The organism is Allobosea sp. 2RAB26, assembly GCF_052115465.1.
GTDB lineage: Bacteria > Pseudomonadota > Alphaproteobacteria > Rhizobiales > Beijerinckiaceae > Allobosea.
Genome location: NZ_JBFRGS010000040.1, coordinates 1 through 19016 on the forward strand (window position 1 = coordinate 1; position 19016 = coordinate 19016).

At 67.1% G+C, this 19016-nt stretch carries 11 protein-coding genes and 1 pseudogene; 4 read left to right on the plus strand and 8 right to left on the minus strand.

The genetic code is table 11. The features are described 5' to 3' along the window. Window positions 1–2114, minus strand: a 2114-nt coding sequence (locus AB4118_RS33340) for an autotransporter-associated beta strand repeat-containing protein (protein ID WP_441493780.1), incomplete at its 3' end; no start/stop codon positions are given. Window positions 2115–2533: 419 nt separating this feature from the next. Between AB4118_RS33340 and AB4118_RS33345 the strand changes: the two genes are divergently transcribed. From AB4118_RS33345 to AB4118_RS33355, 3 genes are all read left to right on the plus strand, one after another. Beyond that, window positions 2534–4114 carry an ABC transporter substrate-binding protein gene (locus AB4118_RS33345; RefSeq protein ID WP_441493781.1) on the plus strand — a complete coding sequence of 527 codons (1581 nt, stop codon included), beginning with the start codon at window positions 2534–2536 and terminating at the stop codon, window positions 4112–4114. 11 nt (window positions 4115–4125) lie between these two features. Continuing rightward, window positions 4126–5631 carry a M81 family metallopeptidase gene (locus AB4118_RS33350; protein WP_441493790.1) on the plus strand — a complete coding sequence of 502 codons (1506 nt, stop codon included), beginning with the start codon at window positions 4126–4128 and terminating at the stop codon, window positions 5629–5631. Between the two features lie 261 nt (window positions 5632–5892). After that, window positions 5893–8247, plus strand: a complete 2355-nt coding sequence (locus tag AB4118_RS33355; protein WP_441493782.1) for a Tex family protein — start codon at window positions 5893–5895, stop codon at window positions 8245–8247. Window positions 8248–8365: 118 nt separating this feature from the next. Here AB4118_RS33355 and AB4118_RS33360 read toward each other — a convergent pair whose 3' ends face one another. After that, a complete protein-coding gene (locus tag AB4118_RS33360) occupies window positions 8366–10972 on the minus strand; it encodes a diguanylate cyclase (RefSeq protein WP_441493783.1) in 2607 nt (868 codons plus the stop codon). A 246-nt stretch (window positions 10973–11218) separates the two neighbouring features. Between AB4118_RS33360 and AB4118_RS33365 the strand changes: the two are divergent. Beyond that, a pseudogene (locus AB4118_RS33365) lies at window positions 11219–11353 on the plus strand (MFS transporter); the annotation flags it as partial. A 44-nt stretch (window positions 11354–11397) separates the two neighbouring features. Here the strand turns inward: AB4118_RS33365 and AB4118_RS33370 are convergent. The 6 genes from AB4118_RS33370 to AB4118_RS33395 all read right to left on the minus strand — a co-directional run bounded on the left by AB4118_RS33370 (window position 11398) and on the right by AB4118_RS33395 (window position 18796). Beyond that, the gene (locus tag AB4118_RS33370) at window positions 11398–11673 is read right to left on the minus strand and encodes a hypothetical protein (RefSeq protein WP_441493784.1); all 276 of its coding nucleotides are present in this window, start codon (window positions 11671–11673) and stop codon (window positions 11398–11400) included. An 82-nt stretch (window positions 11674–11755) separates the two neighbouring features. Then, window positions 11756–11962 carry a hypothetical protein gene (locus tag AB4118_RS33375; RefSeq protein WP_441493785.1) on the minus strand — a complete coding sequence of 69 codons (207 nt, stop codon included), beginning with the start codon at window positions 11960–11962 and terminating at the stop codon, window positions 11756–11758. 214 nt (window positions 11963–12176) lie between these two features. Further along, window positions 12177–12431: a hypothetical protein gene (locus tag AB4118_RS33380; RefSeq protein ID WP_441493786.1), complete on the minus strand. Its 255-nt coding sequence runs from the start codon at window positions 12429–12431 to the stop codon at window positions 12177–12179. Window positions 12432–12505: 74 nt separating this feature from the next. Next, entirely contained in the window at window positions 12506–15379 is a 2874-nt protein-coding gene (locus tag AB4118_RS33385; RefSeq protein ID WP_441493787.1) for an NHLP bacteriocin export ABC transporter permease/ATPase subunit, read from the minus strand. Next, the gene (locus AB4118_RS33390) at window positions 15369–17549 is read right to left on the minus strand and encodes an NHLP family bacteriocin export ABC transporter peptidase/permease/ATPase subunit (RefSeq protein ID WP_441493788.1); all 2181 of its coding nucleotides are present in this window, start codon (window positions 17547–17549) and stop codon (window positions 15369–15371) included. Before AB4118_RS33390 ends, AB4118_RS33385 begins: the two co-directional genes overlap by 11 nt. Then, window positions 17546–18796, minus strand: coding sequence for an NHLP bacteriocin system secretion protein (locus AB4118_RS33395; protein ID WP_441493789.1), 1251 nt, complete (start codon window positions 18794–18796; stop codon window positions 17546–17548). Before AB4118_RS33395 ends, AB4118_RS33390 begins: the two co-directional genes overlap by 4 nt. Between the last annotated feature and the right edge of the window lie 220 nt (window positions 18797–19016).

Below are 19016 nucleotides of genomic sequence, written 5' to 3' on the forward strand. Positions count from 1 at the left end.
CCGGCCAGCATGATGGCGGAGCCCGTCAGCGAGCCGTTGACCGTGAGCAGGCCCGACAGCACCGAGGTCGCCCCGGTATAGCTGCTGTTCCCCGTCAGAATGAGCCGGCCGGAACCCTGCTTGGTCAGCGTCCCCGTGCCCGAGATGTTCGCGGTGAGCGTGGCGGTATCGACAAAATCCGCGACGATGGCGCCATCATTCAGGATCTCGGGCGTGTCGATCGCGCCCGCGCGCCCGCCGGTGCCGAGATTGAGCACGGAGGTATCGCTGATCTCCACCCAGCCGGCCTTGACCGTGCCGCCATCGGCAGCGGTGAGCATGGCGGTGGTGGCACCGCAGCCGCAGCCATAACCGACGAAGAGGCCGTCGACCACGTTGAGCTGGGAGCCTGCGCCCGTGACCGTCACAGTGGCGCTGGCGAGGCCCAGCCCGGCATCGGAATCGTAATAGAGGTTGCCGTTCAGATTGACGATGCCACCGTCGGAAACGACAAGCGCGCCGGTTCCATTGGACCATTTGGAGCCGATGAACATGTGCTGCTCGACATTCCAGACCGAGCCGGCGCCGGTCACGCTGACGGTCGCCGAGGTCCCATGCCCCTCGATGAGCGCGCCCGCCTTGCTGTTCATCACGCCGCCGCCGCTGATGGTCAGGGTCGCGGCAGCAGGACCGCCGACATCCGTGTAGCCCTCATTGGTGACGCTGGAATTTGCCCCCGAAATCTCCATGGCGGATTTGATCGCCAGATACCCCATCGGGTCCACCAGCTTCAGCGTTCCGCCATTGCTGACCCGGAGCAGGCCGCTCGACACTTCGTTCCAGCCCATTGCCCAGCCGGCCGGATCGCCGACCGTGAGCGAACCGCCCTTGATCTCGAGCGTCGGGCTCGCGCTGCCGCCGAGGGTGAGCGCGCCCCCGATGACATTGTGCGCTCCGGTCAGCGACAGGGTGCCGGGGCCGTTCACAAAGAGAGAGCCCGGGCCGGAAATCTGACCCGAAAGGGTCAACACGCCGCTGGCGTCGATCGTGCCGCCGGCTGCGCCCAACGTCACATCCCGTGCCGAGGTGAAGCTGCCGGTGGTTTTGAGTGTGCCACCGTTGAGGGTCAGCCCCCCTGAGACCGCACCGAGATTGGCGTCGCGGCTTATGGACAGAACGCCTCCGTTGATGTTCGTCCCGCCGCTATAGGTATTCGTCCCTGTCAGGATGGTGACCCCGGCCTCGATAAGAAGCGCGCCGGCGCCTGTGATCTTGGGCGCGAACGTGTAGGCCGTAGAGGTATGGTTGAAGACAATGCGTCCCGTGGCTGCGCCGAATGCGACTTCGGCCGCGAGAAGGCTCCCGACCGCCGCCGCCGGTTGGCCGGACGCGGCACCAATGTTCAATGTGCCTGTACCGCCATAAGTGCCATTGGAGGCGACTCCAAGGATGCCCCCGCCACCTTCAACGGAAACGGTGCCTCCGGCCTGAATGGTGAGCGTCCCGTCGCCGAAACCGCCGACATACATGGACGAGATGCTCAGGGACGATCCGGCCCCTGTGACCGTCACCGAGCCCGCGGCACGATGGGAGGGGCCGGCGGCGTTGCCTATGACAACGGAATCAAACGAGACAGTCCCTCCTGCTTCTATGAGCAGCGAGCCAGTGCCAGAGTGTCCAACATCGAGTTGTCCACTGCCGCTGAGGGATGATCCAGTCCCCGTCACGCTGACTGAGCCGTTACCGCCGACGGCTACGCCGATGCGGACAATTTCGGAGCCCACGCTGACGGTACCGCCGCCCGCAATGGTCAGCGCGCCAGTGCCTGTTTGACCAATGTTGAGGAAGCCGCCCGGCGTCCAATGCGGCAGCGGATTGGGCGATGGAACAGGCGAAACATCGCCCGTCACCGTCACGGACGGCGTTTGCGCGGCAGCTCCCAGCGGCAGGCCGGCGAGCCAGGTGACGAGAGACAGCGCCGTGGTCGCCGGGAAGGACGCAGCGCGGCGGCCCGGCCGCGTGTGTCCGCGCGCCTGCAGGCCGGCTTGTTGCCGGCCACGAGCCCCATCGTCGATCAGTCGCAGGATGGCGAGCGGCGCTCGCGCTCCGCGCCTCACGCCGGCCGCCCTATGCACTCGCCTCATCCAGCCCCCCGGCGCCGCGGACAGGATCGAGTCGCCGCCGCAATGCATGCCGACCGTGAGAGTTAGGGCAGCGGCACTCTCGCAACAATACGAAACTTGCCGTAGATGGCGCGGAAAAGTTGTATAGTTCTTATCTTAAGTGACGCTGCGTCCTGCCGTGCGGGCGCTGGTGGAGCAGAACGCGGTCGGCTGGGCGAAAGTCATCGTGCTGCCGCCGGCACGGCAGCCCCGACAAGGACGCCATCCTGAGTGCGAGAGGCTCGGGCTCGGTCTATCGAACGAGCAGTTGCACAAACTATGGCGGGTTCACGAGGGCCGCTCTGCGCTGCGCGCCTTGCACGCGTTCTTTCCGGCGCTCTAGGATCGGTCCGCCGACATCGCGGCGATGCCGGATACGGAAGGTCTCAAGCATGAAGCGTCGGACATTTCTGGGCGCTGCCGCTGGCGCCGCCGTATCGGCGATCGCAAGGCCCAGCCTCGCGCAGCCGGCAAAACTCCTTAAATTCGTTCCCGAGGCGGATGTCGCGATCGTCGATCCGGTCTGGACGACGGCGACGGTGACGCGCAATCACGGCTATCTCGTCTTCGATACGCTCTATGGGCAGAACGCCGATTATGGTTTCGAGCCCCAGATGGTGGCGGGCCATACGATCGAGGATGACGGCAAGACCTGGCGGCTGACATTGCGCGAGGGCCTGCGTTTTCATGACGGCGAACCGGTGCGGGCGCAGGACGTGGTGCCGAGCATCCGTCGCTTTTCGGCGCGTGATGCCTTCGGCCGGGCCTTGATGGATGTGACGGACGAGCTGTCGGCGGAATCCGACCGCGTCGTGAAATTCCGCCTGAAGCGGCCGTTTCCGCTGCTTCCGGCAGCCCTTGGCAAGACCGGGACGTCGATGCCCTGCATCATGCCGGAGCGGCTGGCGCTGACCGATCCCAACAAGCAGGTGACCGAGATGGTCGGCAGCGGCCCCTACCGCTTCAAGGCCGACGAGCGGGTGCCGGGCGCATTGGCGGTCTATGAGAAATTTGCGGGCTATGTGCCGCGGCCGGATGGCTCTGCCAGCTTCACCGCCGGCCCCAAGACCGTGTTCTTCGACCGGGTCGAATGGCGCATCATGCCCGACCCTTCGACGGCGGCCAACGCGCTCAGCACCGGCGAGATCGACTGGTGGCAGAACCCGACACCGGATCTGCTGGGGACGCTGCGAGCCAAGGCCGGCGTGAAGGTCGAAGGTCTCGATCCGGCCGGCGGCATCGGCTGCCTGCGCTTCAACAGTCTCCACCCTCCGTTCGACAATCCCGCGATCCGGCACGCCCTGCTCGGCGCCATCGACCAGAGCGAGTTCATGACCGCGGTCGCCGGAGACGAACGCTCGATGTGGAAGGACCATGTCGGCGTGTTCAGCCCCGACACGCCGCTCGCGACCACGGCCGGAACGGAGGTTCTGGTCGGCAAGCGGGATTTCGCGGCGGTCAAGCGCGCGCTGGCGGCGGCCGGCTATAACGGCGAGCGCGTCGTGCTGCTCGATCCGACCGATTACCCCTCGACCCATGCGCTGGCGATGGTGGCGGCGGACGCGCTGCAGAAATCCGGGATGAACGTGGACATGGTCTCGACCGATTGGGGCACCGTCGTTCAACGCCGCGCGAGCAAGCAACCCATCGACAAGGGCGGCTGGAACATCTTCTTCACCTATCTGAACGGCACCAACAATTTCGATCCGGCAAGCCAGCTCGGCATCCGCGGCAATGCCGATCAGGCCTGGTTCGGCTGGCCGAAATCGCCGCGCCTGGAAGAGCTGCGCCTCGATTGGTTCGCGGCCAAGGATATCGCCGCTCAAAAGTCGATCTGCGCCGAAATTCAGAAGCAGTTCTTCACCGAGGTGCCCTATATCCCGCTCGGCGCCTATTACGAGAAAACGGCCTATCGCGGATTGGCCGGGATGCGTATTGGCTTCGCGCAATTCTACGACGTGAAACGAGCATGATGTCCAAGCCGATCCGTATCGCCGTTCTCCAGTTCGCCCATGAGACGGTCACCTTCCTCCCCAACGACACCACTCGCGAGGATTTCATCTATCCCGGCTCGCCGGCCGGCGGCGAGGCGCTGCTTGCGACCGACCCGAAGGGCTATATGGGCGGTTTCGTTCAGGTCGCGCGCGAATATGACGATGTCGAGCTGATCGGCATCACCTCGCCGCTCTGGCCACGCACCGGCACGGGCTCGGGTTGGGTCACGCAGGATGCCTACGAGCATTTCCTCGGCATCATGATCGCGGAATTGCGGGCGCAACCGAAGCTGGACGGCGTCTATCTCGCGCTTCACGGCGCGCTGGCCGTGCGCGGCGTGCCGCGTCCCGAGGCCGATATCGCAAGGCGCGTCCGCGAGGTCGTGGGCCCGGAGGCCTTCATCTCCGCGACATTCGATCCCCATGGCAATGAGGACGAGGCTTTTCTAGAGCAGGCCGACATGGCCTTCTGCGTCAAATACTTCCCCCATTACGACATGCACCTGCAGGGCGAGCGCGCGGCGCGCATGCTGGTCAGGGCGATCCGCGGCAGCTTCACGCCGGTGCACCGGTCGCTGAGGATCCCGATCATCGCACCCACGGTCGTGATGTGGACCGGCGCCTCGCCCTGGTCCGACCTGATCCAGCGGGCGCTGATCTGGGAGGCGCGCGAGCCGGATGTCTTCGTCAATGTCTTCTTCGGTTTTCCCTGGTCGGACGTTCCCGATGCCGGGATGGGCCTTCAGGTCCTGACCAATGACGATCCCGATCTCGCCGAGCGCGTGCTCCGCGATATGGCCGACTGGACCTGGCGACGGCGCGAGGCGCTGCTCGAGACCGTGAAAATCCACAGGATGGAGCAGGGCGTCGCTCTCGCCCGCGAGGCCGTGACGGCGGGCAGGGCGCCGGTCGTGCTCGCCGATTACAGCGATCGCTCGGGCTATGCCACCTGGCTGCTGCAGGAGATCGTCGCGCAGAGTTGCGAGCGCACGCTGATCGCCACCATCGCCTCGCCCGAGGCCATTCGTGCCGTGCTCGCGGCCGGAGCCCGCCCTGGCGATGCGTTCGACGCTAAGATCGGCGGCCTCTTCGATGAATCGGCCGGAGAGCCCGTGCGTATCACCGGCACCATCCGCGATATCCGGACGGCCACGAACCGACGCGGCATGGGCAACGAGTCCGTCTGCGTCAGCTTCGGCAACGGCAATGTGCTGGTCTTGAGCCCCTATCTGGTCCAGATCATCGAGCCATCGGAACTCTGGGAACTCGGTCTCAAGCCCGAGGCATTCGATATCATCGCGATCAAGTCCCGCGTGCATTTCCGCCGGGGCTTTGACGATAGCGGTTTCGCGCCGACGATTCTCCTGGTCGAGCCGCCGGAGCCGTTCATGGGCACGGTGCATCTCGAAGCTCTGCCCTACGAGAACCTGACGCTGAAGGACTACTATCCCTATGGCAGCCCGCGCTTTCAGCCGGAGGAGGGCGGAGCGTCCTAGGGCAAAGGCCGGCTTCTGCGCATCCCGGTTCCGGGGGCGAGACCGGCTCTCAGTAATGTCCTTGTCGGGTGACGAGCGCCGGCTGGCCTTCGGCGGACGTTGCCGGTTTCGGGCGGGGCCGTCGGTGCGGGGTGGAGGTGATCGAGAGCGGTGCTATGAATGGGGCATGCCCGGTGCGGATGCGCTCAAGCCGCATCGCCTCAGGCATGTGAATGACCGCCAACCATCATCTCTGTTCCAGCAACGGTTCCAGTGTCCTGAATGTCCGACAACGCCGCAATCGCATCCCGCATCGCCGCCGAGATCGGCGCGCGCCTGCCGCAGGCCGCCGCCGCCATTGCACTGATCGACGAGGGGGCGACCATTCCCTTCATCGCGCGCTATCGCAAGGAGGCGACCGGGGGGCTGGACGACACCCAGCTGCGCCTGCTCGGAGAACGGCTGATCTATCTGCGCGAACTCGAAGGCCGACGCGGCGCCATTCTCGGGGCCATTCGCCAGCAGGACAAGCTCACGCCTGAACTCGAGGCCTCGATCTCTGCCGCCACGACCAAGGCCGAGCTGGAGGATATCTATCTTCCCTTCAAGCCCAAGCGCCGCAACAAGGCAGAGATTGCGCGTGAGCGCGGCCTGGGACCACTCGCCGAGGCGATCCTTGCCAATCGCCGGGCTGTCCCGGCCGAGCTGGCGGGGGCCTATCTCACCGACGACGTGGCTGACACCAAGAGCGCGCTCGACGGTGCCCGGGACATTCTCTCGGAGCAGTTCGCCCAGAATGCCGAGCTGCTCGGTCGTTTGCGCGGCTATCTCCATCAGAGGGCCGAGTTGCGTGCGCGCGTGATCGCAGGGAAGGAGGAGGCGGGCGCCAAATTCTCCGACTATTTCGATCACGTCGAGCGCTGGGCCAACGTGCCGAGCCATCGTGCGCTGGCCATGCTGCGGGGCCGTAACGAGGACATTCTGACGCTCGATATCGAAGCGGACAGGGATGATCCGCGCCCGCTCAAGCCGGTGATGCGCATGATCGCCGAGACCTACGCGATCGGCGACAGGTTGCCGGGCGATGCCTGGCTGATGGAGGTCGTCGGCTGGACCTGGCGGGCGAAGCTGTCGCTTCACCTCTCGGTGGACCTGATGACCGATCTGCGGATGAAGGCCGAAGCCGAGGCGATCAATGTCTTCGCCCGCAACCTCAAGAACCTGCTTCTGGCCGCACCGGCCGGATCGCGGGCGACGATGGGTCTCGATCCCGGCATCCGGACCGGCGTGAAGGTGGCGGTGGTCGACGGCACCGGCAAGCTCCTGGCCACCACGACCGTCTACCCATTCCCGCCGAGGAACGATGTTTGCGGCACGCAGGCCGAGCTTGCGAGCCTCATCCGCAGGCATGGCGTGGAACTCGTCTCCATCGGCAACGGGACCGGCAGTCGCGAGACCGAGAAGCTGGTCGCGGAGCTGCTCGGCGATCTGCCGCCGCCCAAGCCGATCAAGGTGGTCGTCTCGGAGGCCGGCGCCTCGGTCTATTCCGCCTCGGAACAGGCCGCCGCCGAGTTTCCGGGCCTCGACGTCACGCTGCGCGGCGCGGTTTCCATCGCAAGGCGCCTGCAGGACCCGTTGGCGGAGCTCGTCAAGATCGATCCGAAATCGATCGGCGTCGGCCAGTACCAGCACGATGTCGATCAGTATCATCTCGCCCGCGCGCTCGACGCCATGGTCGAGGATGCCGTGAACGCGGTCGGGGTCGACCTCAACACCGCCTCGGCCTCGCTGCTGGCGCGGGTATCGGGGCTCGGCGCTGCGCTGGCCGAAGCGATCGTCGCGCATCGCGATGTCAACGGACCGTTCGGTACGCGCCGCCAGTTGCTCTCCGTTGCCAGGCTCGGACCTCGGACCTTCGAGCAATGCGCCGGGTTCCTGCGCATCCGGGACGGATCTGAACCGCTCGACGCCTCATCGGTGCATCCGGAAGCCTATGGCGTCGCCCGCAAGATCGTCGCCGCCTGCGGGCGCGACCTGCGCTCCCTGATGGGTGACAGCGCTGTGCTGTCCGGGCTCGATCCTCGCAGCTTCGTCGACGATCGCTTCGGCTTGCCGACCGTGCGCGACATCATCGCCGAGCTCGACAAGCCGGGCCGCGACCCACGTCCTGCCTTCAAGACCGCGGCCTTCGCTGATGGCATCGACGACATGAAGGACCTCGAAGTCGGGATGACGCTGGAGGGCACCGTGACGAATGTTGCCGCCTTCGGCGCCTTCGTCGACATCGGCGTGCATCAGGACGGGCTCGTCCATGTCTCGCAGCTTGCCGAGCGCTTCGTGAAGGATGCGCATGAGGTGGTGAAGGTCGGCGACGTCGTGAAGGTGCGTGTCTTGGAGATCGACATCAAGCGCAAGCGCATCTCGCTGTCCATGCGCAGCGACGCAGGCGGCGACAGCTCGAAGGGGCCGCGTGAGACCGCGCGCCAGGATGCGCGCGGCGGCCAGGATGCTCGCGGGGGAAAAGAGGCTCGCGACGGCAAGGGTAACCCGGGCCGGGGAGGGCCGACGCGGACACCGCAGAAGGAAAGCCAGGGTTCTCTGGGGGCCGCCCTCATGGACGCGCTCAAGCGTCGATAGGGGGCCGGGCCGACGAGCGCTTTCGCGAGGGGCGGCAGGGTTTTGAAGCCGACCCGCCATCCCTTGGCCAGGCCAACGGCGAGCGACAGCGCCGTGAACGACAGGCGGCAAGGCCCTCTCATGCCATGCGGAGCGGCTCTGGGGGGATCTGACCGGCATCATCGAGCGGCGCCGTGATGCGGTCGCTGACGACAACGCGGTCGCGCCCCTGTCCCTTTGCCTGATAAAGCGCCGCGTCGGCCGCGGCGACCAGGCCGTCGCCCTGGCTGTCGTGCACGGGCAGTACCGCGAGACCGATCGAGGCGGTGATGCCGCTCAACGGCTCGCCGGACCAGGTCACGCGCATGCCGCGAACCGCATCGAGCACTTCGCCCATGCGCTTGGTGGCCATGTCCAGCCCCGCCTCGGGGAGCAAGAGCAGAAACTCCTCACCGCCAAAGCGGCCGACAATGTCGCTCTTGCGGGTCGTCTTGCGCAGGATCTCGCCGATGTCGCGCAGGACGGCATCGCCGGCTTCGTGGCTATAGGTGTCGTTGATGCGCTTGAAATGGTCGAGGTCGAGGATGGCCAGGGAGAGCGGCTTGCCGCTGCGGGCGCTGCGGGCGATCTCCCGTGAGAGAGCGTCTTCGAGAAAACGTCGATTATGCAGGCCAGTAAGCGGATCGCGGAGCGCCTGGCTGCGCAACTGCTCGCGCAGCTCGATATTGGCGATGGCCAGCGAGACCTGTTCGGCGAGCATCGTCGCGAGCTGCTGGGCCGAGCTGTCGACTTCGGCCTGGCCGGTCTCGCGATAGAGCAGACCGAGCAGGTTGTTCTGGGCGATGAGCGGCTGGCAAACGACGTTCGATGGCGGTGCCGAGCAGCAGGCGGCGACATGGCCGCAGCTCAGGCCGCGGCTTGCTTCCGAGAGCGGAAAGGTCTGTCCCCGTCGCAGGGCCCAGCACTCGTCCGGATGGAACGATGCTGCATCAGCCTTGAGATCGCCCCAACGCGCGCCGCGGGTGACCAGATCGCGTGTTTCGTTGATCACGTAGAGCGCGCCGGCCTCGGCCGGGAAAAGGCGGCTGGCATAGCTCTGCACCGCCGCGAAGACCTCGTCCGACTTCTGGCAGGATTGCAGGATGCCGCTGAGCTCCGTGAGCAGCTCGATTTCCTCGGTGCGCGCTTCGGCAGCGTGGAGCGACGCGGTCAGGCGTTCATTGGCGATCTGCAGCTCGCGGGCGTGGCTGCGGCGTTCCTCTTCGACGAGCAGGGCGTCGGTCTTGTCCTGAATGACCCACAGAATTCCGCTTGGGCTGTTGCGCACGCCTGCAATGAGAGGCCTGCCATAGGCATCGACGAGGAAGGTCGTGCCGTCGGCGCGACGCAGGTGCAATTCCACACCGGCTGCGCCGTTGCTGCGAATCTTGGCGAGCGCCACATCGAACGCTGCCGCGCTGTCCGATCCGGCGACGAGGGCCCCGATGTCGAGGCCGCTCAGATTCTCGGCTGACAGCCCGCAGAGTTCGGCGATCCGGCGATTGCCGCGGAGGACCTTGCGACCATCGGTGAACAGGATGCCGGCCAGCGGATTCTCGACGAGGGCGCGCTGCTCGGCGTCCAGTTCGGTGAGATTGCCCGAGAGGCGGCGCGACCGCATCACGATCAAGGCCAGCAGCGCGGCCAGCAGGCTGATAATCGATCCGCTCGCCAGCACGAGATTGGGAACGATCCGATCGGCCTCGTAGCTCGAGCCCGGCCGGGCGGCGAACTGCACCAGCCAGACCCTCTCGCCAACCACGAGCGAACGTTCCGCGGAAATCCCCGGTGCAGTCGTTGCGACCGGTGTGACCAGCCTGAGATTGGGTTCCAGGCTGTCATACATCAGCGTCGCGGCGTTGGACGGATCCTCCGGCTCGTCGGTGATGACGCCGTCGGGCGTCGCCTTGGCATAGCCGCGGTCGACGACACGGATATGCATCTGCTGCAGGCTCCTCAGGTCGAGCACCCCACGCATCAGATCGTTCACGCGATAGACGGCGGCGGCGAAGCCGCGCAGCGCCGCACGACGCTGGGCGACCGTCTGCACGGGTTCGCCGATGCGGTAGATCGGCGCGCGCAGGATAAAGCCCTGTCCTCCGGAGGTGTCCTGAACCAGCACGACGGGAGGCGTTGCAACGATACGCCCGCTTTCGGCAGCGCGGCGCAGCGAATCGAGTTGTATAGGGTTGGCGCCGGCGTCGAAGCCGAGGGAAGTCTCGTTGCCTTGCGGAGGCTCGACGGCTTCGACCACATTGTAAGTCGGGCGATGGCCCTCGGGATGCACGGCGAAGTCCGGCTGCCCGCGCGGATCGAGGCTTGTGTCCGATCTCACCTCGGCGACGAAAAGGTCCAGTTCCGCCGGGGTGACATGGCGCAACGCCTGCAGTCCCTGGAAGCCCGGATAGCGTCGCTTCAGATCAAGAACATCGACATAACGGCGAAACTGAGCGCGGTCGACGCGTCCAACCGAGGCATAGAGGCCCTGCATGCTGACCAGCACTTCGGCGTGGGCGCGCAAGCGCTCGCCGATCGCGCTGGTTGTCTCGGCCGCGTCGGTCGTGAAGCGTCGCTGCATCTCGGTGGCGATCAGGCGCTCTGCCGCTGTCCGGGCCACGAAGGTTGCCGCCAACCCCGCGACAAGCACTGCAGCCGCAATGACGACTGTCCGCCTCATCGGAGGCGTCAGCGGATTCCTGAGGTCCATGGCTTGTGATCAGTCCCGGTCGGGGCCGCCTGGATGCGGCGATGCAGCAATTTGGCGGCACCATCCCTGACGACGATTGAGACTTGGTTGCCAAATCCGTGCGTTCCACTGCTGCTGCAGTGTTTGAGCAGTTTCAGTTTACAGCTCAAGGTCCCGCGGCAGGCTTGGCTGCCTGCCGGATATGATGCCTATGATCGGCTCGCCCCCGCTCCATAACGGGGGGCCGGTTTACCTTCGGCCCCGCGCAGGGTGGGCGATATCGCCGATCGAAAGGATCTCGCCGCGGCCGTTACGCTGACATCCGTCGGGTTCAATCCTGTGCGCAGCGTGGGGCCGGCCCTCGGGGGCATCCTTCTCGCGTGCTTCGGCCCCTCTGCGGCCGATACGTCCCGACAAGGGCGCACCTGCTGCCAGGCAATGATCGTCTACTTCATCAGGTTCCTGATACCACCGATGGCTTCGTTGACGCCGGTGCCGACCTCGTTCTTGAGGCCGTTCAAGGTACCATAGATGATACCAAGAAAGGCGCCGCCAGCGGCAGCCATATGATTGTCGGCGTCCGTTCCGAATTTGTGGCCAGCCAGAGCACTGCTCTCGATCGAGTGCCCAAGCCGCGCCAAGCCATCCACCACGTTGTAGCCGCCGTTGACGTCTTCCAGCGAGGCATCGTTCAGCGGAGCGTTATTGGGCTCTGTGCTCATCGGTCTGCTCCTTCTCGGGCCGGGCCCGTCATTGCGTTGAGAAAGGCGTATCGAGGTCTGCTTACGCCGCGTGTTCCCAGGATCACTTGTGCTTATTTGATCTTTCTTGGAGCGAATCCAGCGTGGCCTTGAACGGTTCAAAGAGTTTTCCGAACACCTTTCCCCAGCTGTCGATCGGATGCAGAATTGATAGATTCATTTTCTCTGCTCCCGTGACAGTCTCCAATTCGTCATCGGAGAGTTTCATGTCTCTGCGATCTTCGCCGGTTTCAAGCTTTTCGTTGCCCATTGTCTTCTCCGTCGAGCTGTGGCTGCCTTGAGCCACGTGGGGTGGGATGTGCCAGACACCGCAGCAGCTCCCGCACGGTCATGACGCGGAGGCTTCAAATCACGGCGCCGAGCCAGGCCGGAACGCGGGCATCCTGCAGCGGGCTATCCGCGCGGCCTGATCTGATCAGGTTGATTCAATCTGATCGGATCAGGCTCCAAATTATTGATAGGGTTCAGGTTCTGCGGATGGCCGGGGCTTCGCAATTGCCGGCACGATCCCAGCGGATATAGCCGCCATTGCCGTCCGGGCGGACGGAGCTTCTGTTTTCGGTCGGCTTGAAGAAGCCATGGGCGTCTCCGGGCACGGTCGTCACCCACATGGAAGCCTTGCCGCTATGGTCCCAATGCCCACCGGTTCCTGCGCCATGCACGTCGTCGAGCTCGGCCTCGTCGAGCTTGCGGTTGCTGCTGTCGATCTTGCTGTTCATGCTGGGTCCCTCTGCGCTCGGATCGTTGGCGATGGTTCTGAACATTCCATAGTCATGTTCGGCGGATGTCTGGTTCACGCGACCTGCCTGAGCGCCAGTTGGGCGAACAGTCCGCCCCGCTCCAGAAGCTCGCGATAGCTTCCTTCCTCGGCGACCCGCCCTCCCTGCAGCACATAGATGCGGTCGGCGTGCTGGATGGTCGACAGGCGGTGCGCGATGACGACGCGGGTGGCGTCGAGCCATTCCAGCCCTTGGGAGACAATCTGCTGGGTCCGGTTGTCCAGCGCGCTGGTCGCTTCGTCGAAGAGCAGGATCCGCGGCCGGCGCACCACCGCGCGGGCGATCAGCAGGCGCTGCCGCTGGCCGCCCGAGAGCAGCGTGGCGTCTTCGCCAACGAAGGTGTGCATGCGCATCGGCATGGCCCGGATGTCGGCGTCCAGCCCTGCGAGGCGCGCCGCCTCCCAGGCATCCGCCTCTTTCAGCGCGGCGCCGTTGAGGATGTTGTCCAGGATGGTGCCGCTCGTGGCGCGGCTGGACTGGAGCACGACGCCCATCTGCCGGCGCAGCGCACGCAGATCGAGGCTGCTCAACTCCTGGTCGTCGAAGAACACCGAGCCGCTCTCCGGCGTCTCGAAACCGAGCAGGATGCGTAGCAGCGTCGACTTGCCGGAACCGGAGGCGCCGACGATGCCGACGAATTCGCCGGGCCTGACCCTGATCGACACGCCGTCGAGAACGGCGGGGCCGTCGGCGCGGTAGCGAAACACCACATCGTTGACCTCGATCCCGCCGCGCAGATCGTGCAGGGCGCCGCGCCGGCCCATGTTTTCGGGCGAGGCCGCGAGCAGCGGCGCGGCACGGCCATAGAGCGGCTTCAGGGACAACAGGGCGGGCAGCGCGCTTCCCAGCGACAGGGTCGCCGCCATGAACTGGCCATAGGCGGCGTTGAAGGCGACGAAGCGGCCGATGCCGATCTCGATCCCGCCGAGGCCGACGATCCCGATCAGCAGGGCAGCCGAGGCGATGCCGAAAGCCGTTCCGAAAGCGGAGAAGCCGGATGAAAGCGCGCCCTGGCGGAAGCCGAGGGCCCGCCGCGCGATGAAGAGCGGCGACCAGCGGGCGAAGGCCCGCGCCTCGGCGCCCGCGACCTTCAGCTTCGCGATGCCCTGGATCAGTTGCAGCGCCAGGGCCTGCAGCCGGCCTTCGGTTTCAAGAGCCCGCTGCTTCCAGGCGAGCATCCGCAGATTGACCCCCACCATCACGACGAGCTGGACGATGACGAGGCCGATCGCGACGAGGGCGAGGCGCCATTCGTAATAGAGAATCAGGGCGAGGCTGGAGACCGAGAAGACCGCCGAGAGCAGGGAGCTGACCGCCGTCCCGCTCACCGCGTCGCGCATCTGGTTGATCGCCGCGGCCCGCAAGGCGAGATCGCCCGCGGCGTGGTGCCGGAAGAAACCGGCCGGCAAGCGCAGGAGCCGGTCCCACACCGCTCCTTCGAGATCGGTGTTGAGGAGCGTGGCGAGCCGCAGCACCAGAAAGCCGCGCACGAGCTCAAAGGCGATGCCGCCGAGCCCGAGCGCCGCGATGCCGGCCGTGAGTTGGAGCAGTTCGGGATACGAGGCCGCCGGAATCACCGTCTCGAACAGGATCTCGGTCGCCATCGGCGTCACGAGGCCGAGCAGACTCCCGGCCAGCCCGATGATCAGGATGGCCATCAGGGCGGGCCAGGCGAGCGGCGCGGCGAAGCGCAGCAGCCCGCTTCCGTCGATCGCCGTGTCGGGGAGGCGGCGCTGGAGCACGTAGCCGTAGTCGGCGACGGCAGCCGCCGTCCCCGCATCGACGGGCCGGTCCCGGCCCGCCTCGCGGATGCGGTAGCCGCCGCGCCAACCCGTTCCGGCGATCAGCGCGACCGGGCTGCCGTCCTCGCGCCGGAACCCGACGATCGATTGCCCGCCCCGGCGCCACCAGCCTGGCTCCAGTCGGATGCGGCGTGTCCGCACGCCGGCCCAGGCGGCGAGGTCGGCGATCTGCCGCTCGATCGGCAGGCCGTCATCCTCGCCTGCCTCGGGCGACGGCGTGGAGGGCATGCTGACCGCCGCGGCCTCGGCGACGGTGCGGAAAGCCGACGCGAGCGAAGCGTCGTGCAGCACGCCGCCGGCGGCAGGAGCCAGAAGCGGCGCGACGCTCGCGGCCAGGACGGCGCGGTCGCGGACAACCTTGCCGGCGATGCGGGCGACCTCGTCGTCGTCCCGGTTCGCTTCCGCGAAGGCGAGCGCGCGGGTTATCCGCTCGTGATGTCCGAGCAGGGCGCGCGCGAGGCCGCCTTCCGCGGCCAAGGCCGCGCTCGTGCGGCAGCCGATCGCGGTGCTGCGTTCAGCGACGATTCCACCCGATGTCACCGGGACCGCGGGCATTCCGGGGAGAACCGGGCCGGCGCCCCGCAGATCGGTCAGAAGGGCTGCGTCGCTGGCTGCGGCCCAGAGCAGCCCCTGCGCCGGCCGCGCGACGCAACCCGGTTCGAGCCTGCCTTCTCCATCGACGAGGAGGACGGGGGTCCCCGTCAAGGGCTCGCCTGCAGCGCGGGCCGTGCGCTCGACCCAGCTCTCTGCCGCTTCGATCGCGGCGGCCTCGCCGGCATCGAGGCTGGCCAGGAAGGGCTCGATCGGGAAGGCCGACAGCCGCGACCCCGGCGCGGGGAAGGCAAGGAGCCGCGCTTCCGCCGGAATCGGCGATACGGCTGCTGTCAGGGAAAGCGGCAGGGCGATGTCGTGGGGACCGAGAGTCGCCAGGCGCCGGCGCCGTCCCGCCCGGCCGGGCCAGTCGAGATAGAGATCGGCCGAGCCGGCATCGACCCGCAGGCCGGCGACCGAGAGGGGCACGGCTCCGCTATGATCGACGGCCGTCGTGCCGGAGGCGGCGATCAGGTGAGGAGCTTCATGCAGCACGGATCAGTTCCCCATAGGTGCCCGGCTGGTGGTAGAGCGCCTCATGCGATCCGCGCTGGACGATGCGGCCGCGGTCGAGCACGAGAATCTCGTCGCAATCGCGGATGGCGCTGAGGCGGTGGGTGACCAGGATGATGGTGCAGCCGCGGCGTCGCAGATTGTCGAGGATCGCCGCTTCGGTCGCGGCATCGAGGGCGGAGGTCGCCTCGTCGAGCACGAGGATGCTCGGTTCCCCCACCAGCGCCCGGGCGATCTCCAGGCGCTGGGCCTGGCCGCCCGACCAGTTGCTGCCGCCCTCGCTGACCGGGGCATCGTAGCCGCCGGGGCGCGCCGCGATGGTGTCGTGCAGCCCGGCATCGCGGGCGGCCTCGACGATCGTCCGCTCGCTCACCCGCGGGTCCCAGAGCGTCAGGTTCTCGCGAACGGTGCCCTCCATCAGGACGACGGATTGCTCGACATAGGCGATCGAGGCGGCGCGGGCGCCCGGCAGAATCCGGTCGGCCGGCTGCCCGTCGAAGGCGATGGCGCCCGCCCAGGGATCGGCCAGCCCGACTATCAGCCGCGCGATCGTGGATTTGCCGCTGCCGGAGGGGCCGACCAGGGCGATGCGCGCACCCGGCGCGACCTTTAGCGAAAAGCCCTCGACCAGCGGCGGATCGAGCGGGTTGTAGCCATAGGCGAGATCGGTGATCTCGACCGCGCCCGAGAGGCGGTGCGGCGCAGTCTCGGCCGCTTCGGCAAATTTCGGATCCAGGCGGCGGTCGAGCGGATAGCGCAGTACGTCGTCGACGCGCTCCATCGCCACCCGCAGTTCGCGCATGCCCGAGGCGACGCCGACGAGCCCGCTCACCTGCGACAGGAAGCTCGACAGCACGGTCTGGAACGCCGCGAGCGTCCCGATCGTGATCAGCCCCTCCATGACGCGCCAGCCGCCGACGCCGAGGATCGCGGCCATCGTCAGCGCGCCGAGCGCGCGCGGGATCAGATCGAGGAGCTGGAGCGGCAATTGTGAGCGGTGCACCGCATTCATGGTGCGCGCCTGCGCATTGGCCCAGCGATTCAGGAAATCGTCCTCGGAGGCCGTCGCCTTTAAAGTCTCGATTGACTGGATGCCGCTGATGGAAAGGCTGCCGAGCGCCGCGTGCTCGCGCATGACGGTGCGGGCGGCATCCTCCTGTCGCCGCGCGACGAGACGGGCAAACACCGCGTTGAAGAGAGCGAGCGCCAACCCGATGCCGGCCAGCACCGGATCATAGACCGCCATGAGGGCGCCGTAGAACAGGGCCGCGAGCCCGGTCACCAGCATGGCCGAAACCTGGCTGCCGATCAGGTCGCAGGCCCGCTCCGTCGTCGCGAGCCGGCTCGCGATGTCGCCGGCATAGCGCTGGGCGAAGAAGCTCGGCGAGAGCCGCAGCAGGTGCCATGTCAACTTCAGGCCCAGCGACACGCCGAGCTTCCATTGCAGGCGCGCGAGGAAATAGCCTTGCAGCCAGCTCAGCAGCCCGCCGAGAAGGGCCGCACAGGCGAGGCCGAGCAGCAGCGGCCGCATCCAGTCCGTCAGATGGCGGACGAGGATGTCGTCGACGAAGACCTTCGTCGCCGCCGGAACGAAGATGCCGGGCAGGAGGGCGGCGATGCCGGCCAGAACCAGGAAGACGACGGCGCCGCGCGAGGGCGCGAGCTGCTCGCGCACCGCGCCCCAGACATTCGTCCGCGCGCCTGAGGGCTTGAAATCGGGCCCCGGCGCCATCGTCAGCATCACGCCGGTGAAGGCGCGGTCGAATTCCTCATGCGTGACCGTGCGCGGGCCACTGGCGGGATCGTTGAGATAGACGACCTTGCGGCCCACCCCCTCCAGCACGACGAAATGGTTGAACTCCCAGAACAGGATCGCCGGCAGCGGCTTGCCGGCGAGCTTGTCCGGCTCGGTGCGCCAGCCCTCGGCCACCAGGCCGTAGCGCCGCGCCGCCTGCACCAGGTTCTTCGCCTTGCTGCCGTCGCGCGAGACGCCGCAGGCGACGCGCAGCTCCTCGAGCGGGACCCATTTGCCGTGATGGGCCAGGACCATGGCGAGACAGGCGGCGCCGCATTCGACGGCCTCCATCTGCAAGATGGTCGGGACCCGCTTGCGGCCGGTCTGCGGGAAGCGCACGGGAGGCACCTTGCTCATAGGCCGACGAACCGGCGCAGCGCCGGAATGAACAGGCTGATCGGCCGGCCCGACTTCACGGTCACCTGGCCTTCCACAAGAGTGGTCGAGGCGAGTTCGATCTGCTCGCTGCGCTTGGAGGTCCAGGCGTAGCTGTCAGGGCCGCCGGAACCGGGATTGATCCGCACGACGAGCTGGAGCGGTGGCCCGGCCTTGGTGAAGAGGCGGGCGAGATCGGGGTTGCCGAGGCGATGGGTCAGCGCCGCCTCGTTCTCCGGGCTGTCGTCGACCTGGATGACCGTGCCGATCAGCGAGCCGTATTCCTCCTTCTTGGCGGTGGAGGGCGAAAGGCGCACCTCCATGCCGAGCTTGACCTCCTTGCCGCTGTCGGCCGGCACGTAGAGCAGGGCGTCGAGCCGGGGGCCGCCCTGTTCGATCACCATCAGCTTCTGGCCGGCGCTGACCAGTGCATGGTCGCCGGCCTCGTTGGTGGTGATGGTGCCGTCGGAACGGGCCACGATGGTGGTCGCCAGGTTCTCGCTGAGATGGCTCTGGGCGCGCTGCCCCTCGGCGTCGCGCAACTGGCGATCGAGCGCCGCGCGCTCCTGGTCGGTCTGGTGGCGCAGGGTCTGGAGCGAGGCGTCGAGCGATAACAGCTCCGTTCGCGCCCGGGAGATCGATTCGCGCGCGGCGAACAGCCTCTCGCGGGTTTCGATGATCCGGTCGGAGGGCATCAACCCCTTGGACAAGAGGGATTCGCGCTGACCGAGCAAGGTGTTGAGCGCGTCCACCCGGGATGCTCCGAGATCGATCGTCTCCTGCAGGGCCTCGCGCTTGCGCTGGCCCGCGATCGTCTCCTTGAGGATGCGGTCCTCGATCTGCGCAGCGAGCGCTGCGCGCTGCGCCGTGAGCTGGGTGACGCGGCTATCGACATCGACGAGGCGGGCGGCGTCCTCGGGCGCGCTGAGCCGGGCGATCAGATCGCCCTTCTTCACCTTGTCGCCGCGCTGACGATAGCTGTCGAGCCAGCCTGCCTTGGGAGCATAGACGCTGACGAAAGCGCCTCCCGCCGGGACGAGCAGGCCCTTGCCGCTGACGGTGGTGCGATAGCTGCCGAGGATCGACCAGCCGAGGCAGCCGGTCACGATCACCAGCGCCGTGCCCAGCGCCGCCCAGCCATGCGGAGAGGTGACGCGCACCATTTCGTCGAGCCGGTCGGGGCCCGCGAGATTGTCGAGCGCTTCTTTGCGGTACAGGGCCGCGGTCATGTCGCATCGTCTCGGAACGAGGGATCGTGCGGCCGCCGTCGCGGCGACGGCGCGGCCGGATGGGGAAGGGGAAGGGGCAGCGTTCCGCACGCCGTCGGAACGCAGCCCCCTCGATCAGCCTTGCGGCTCAGCTGTTTTCGATGATGTGGCCGCCGGCGGCGCCGATGCCCGCGCCGACCGCGCCGGCGGCGAGCGCGCCGACGCCGACCGTGGCCGCGGC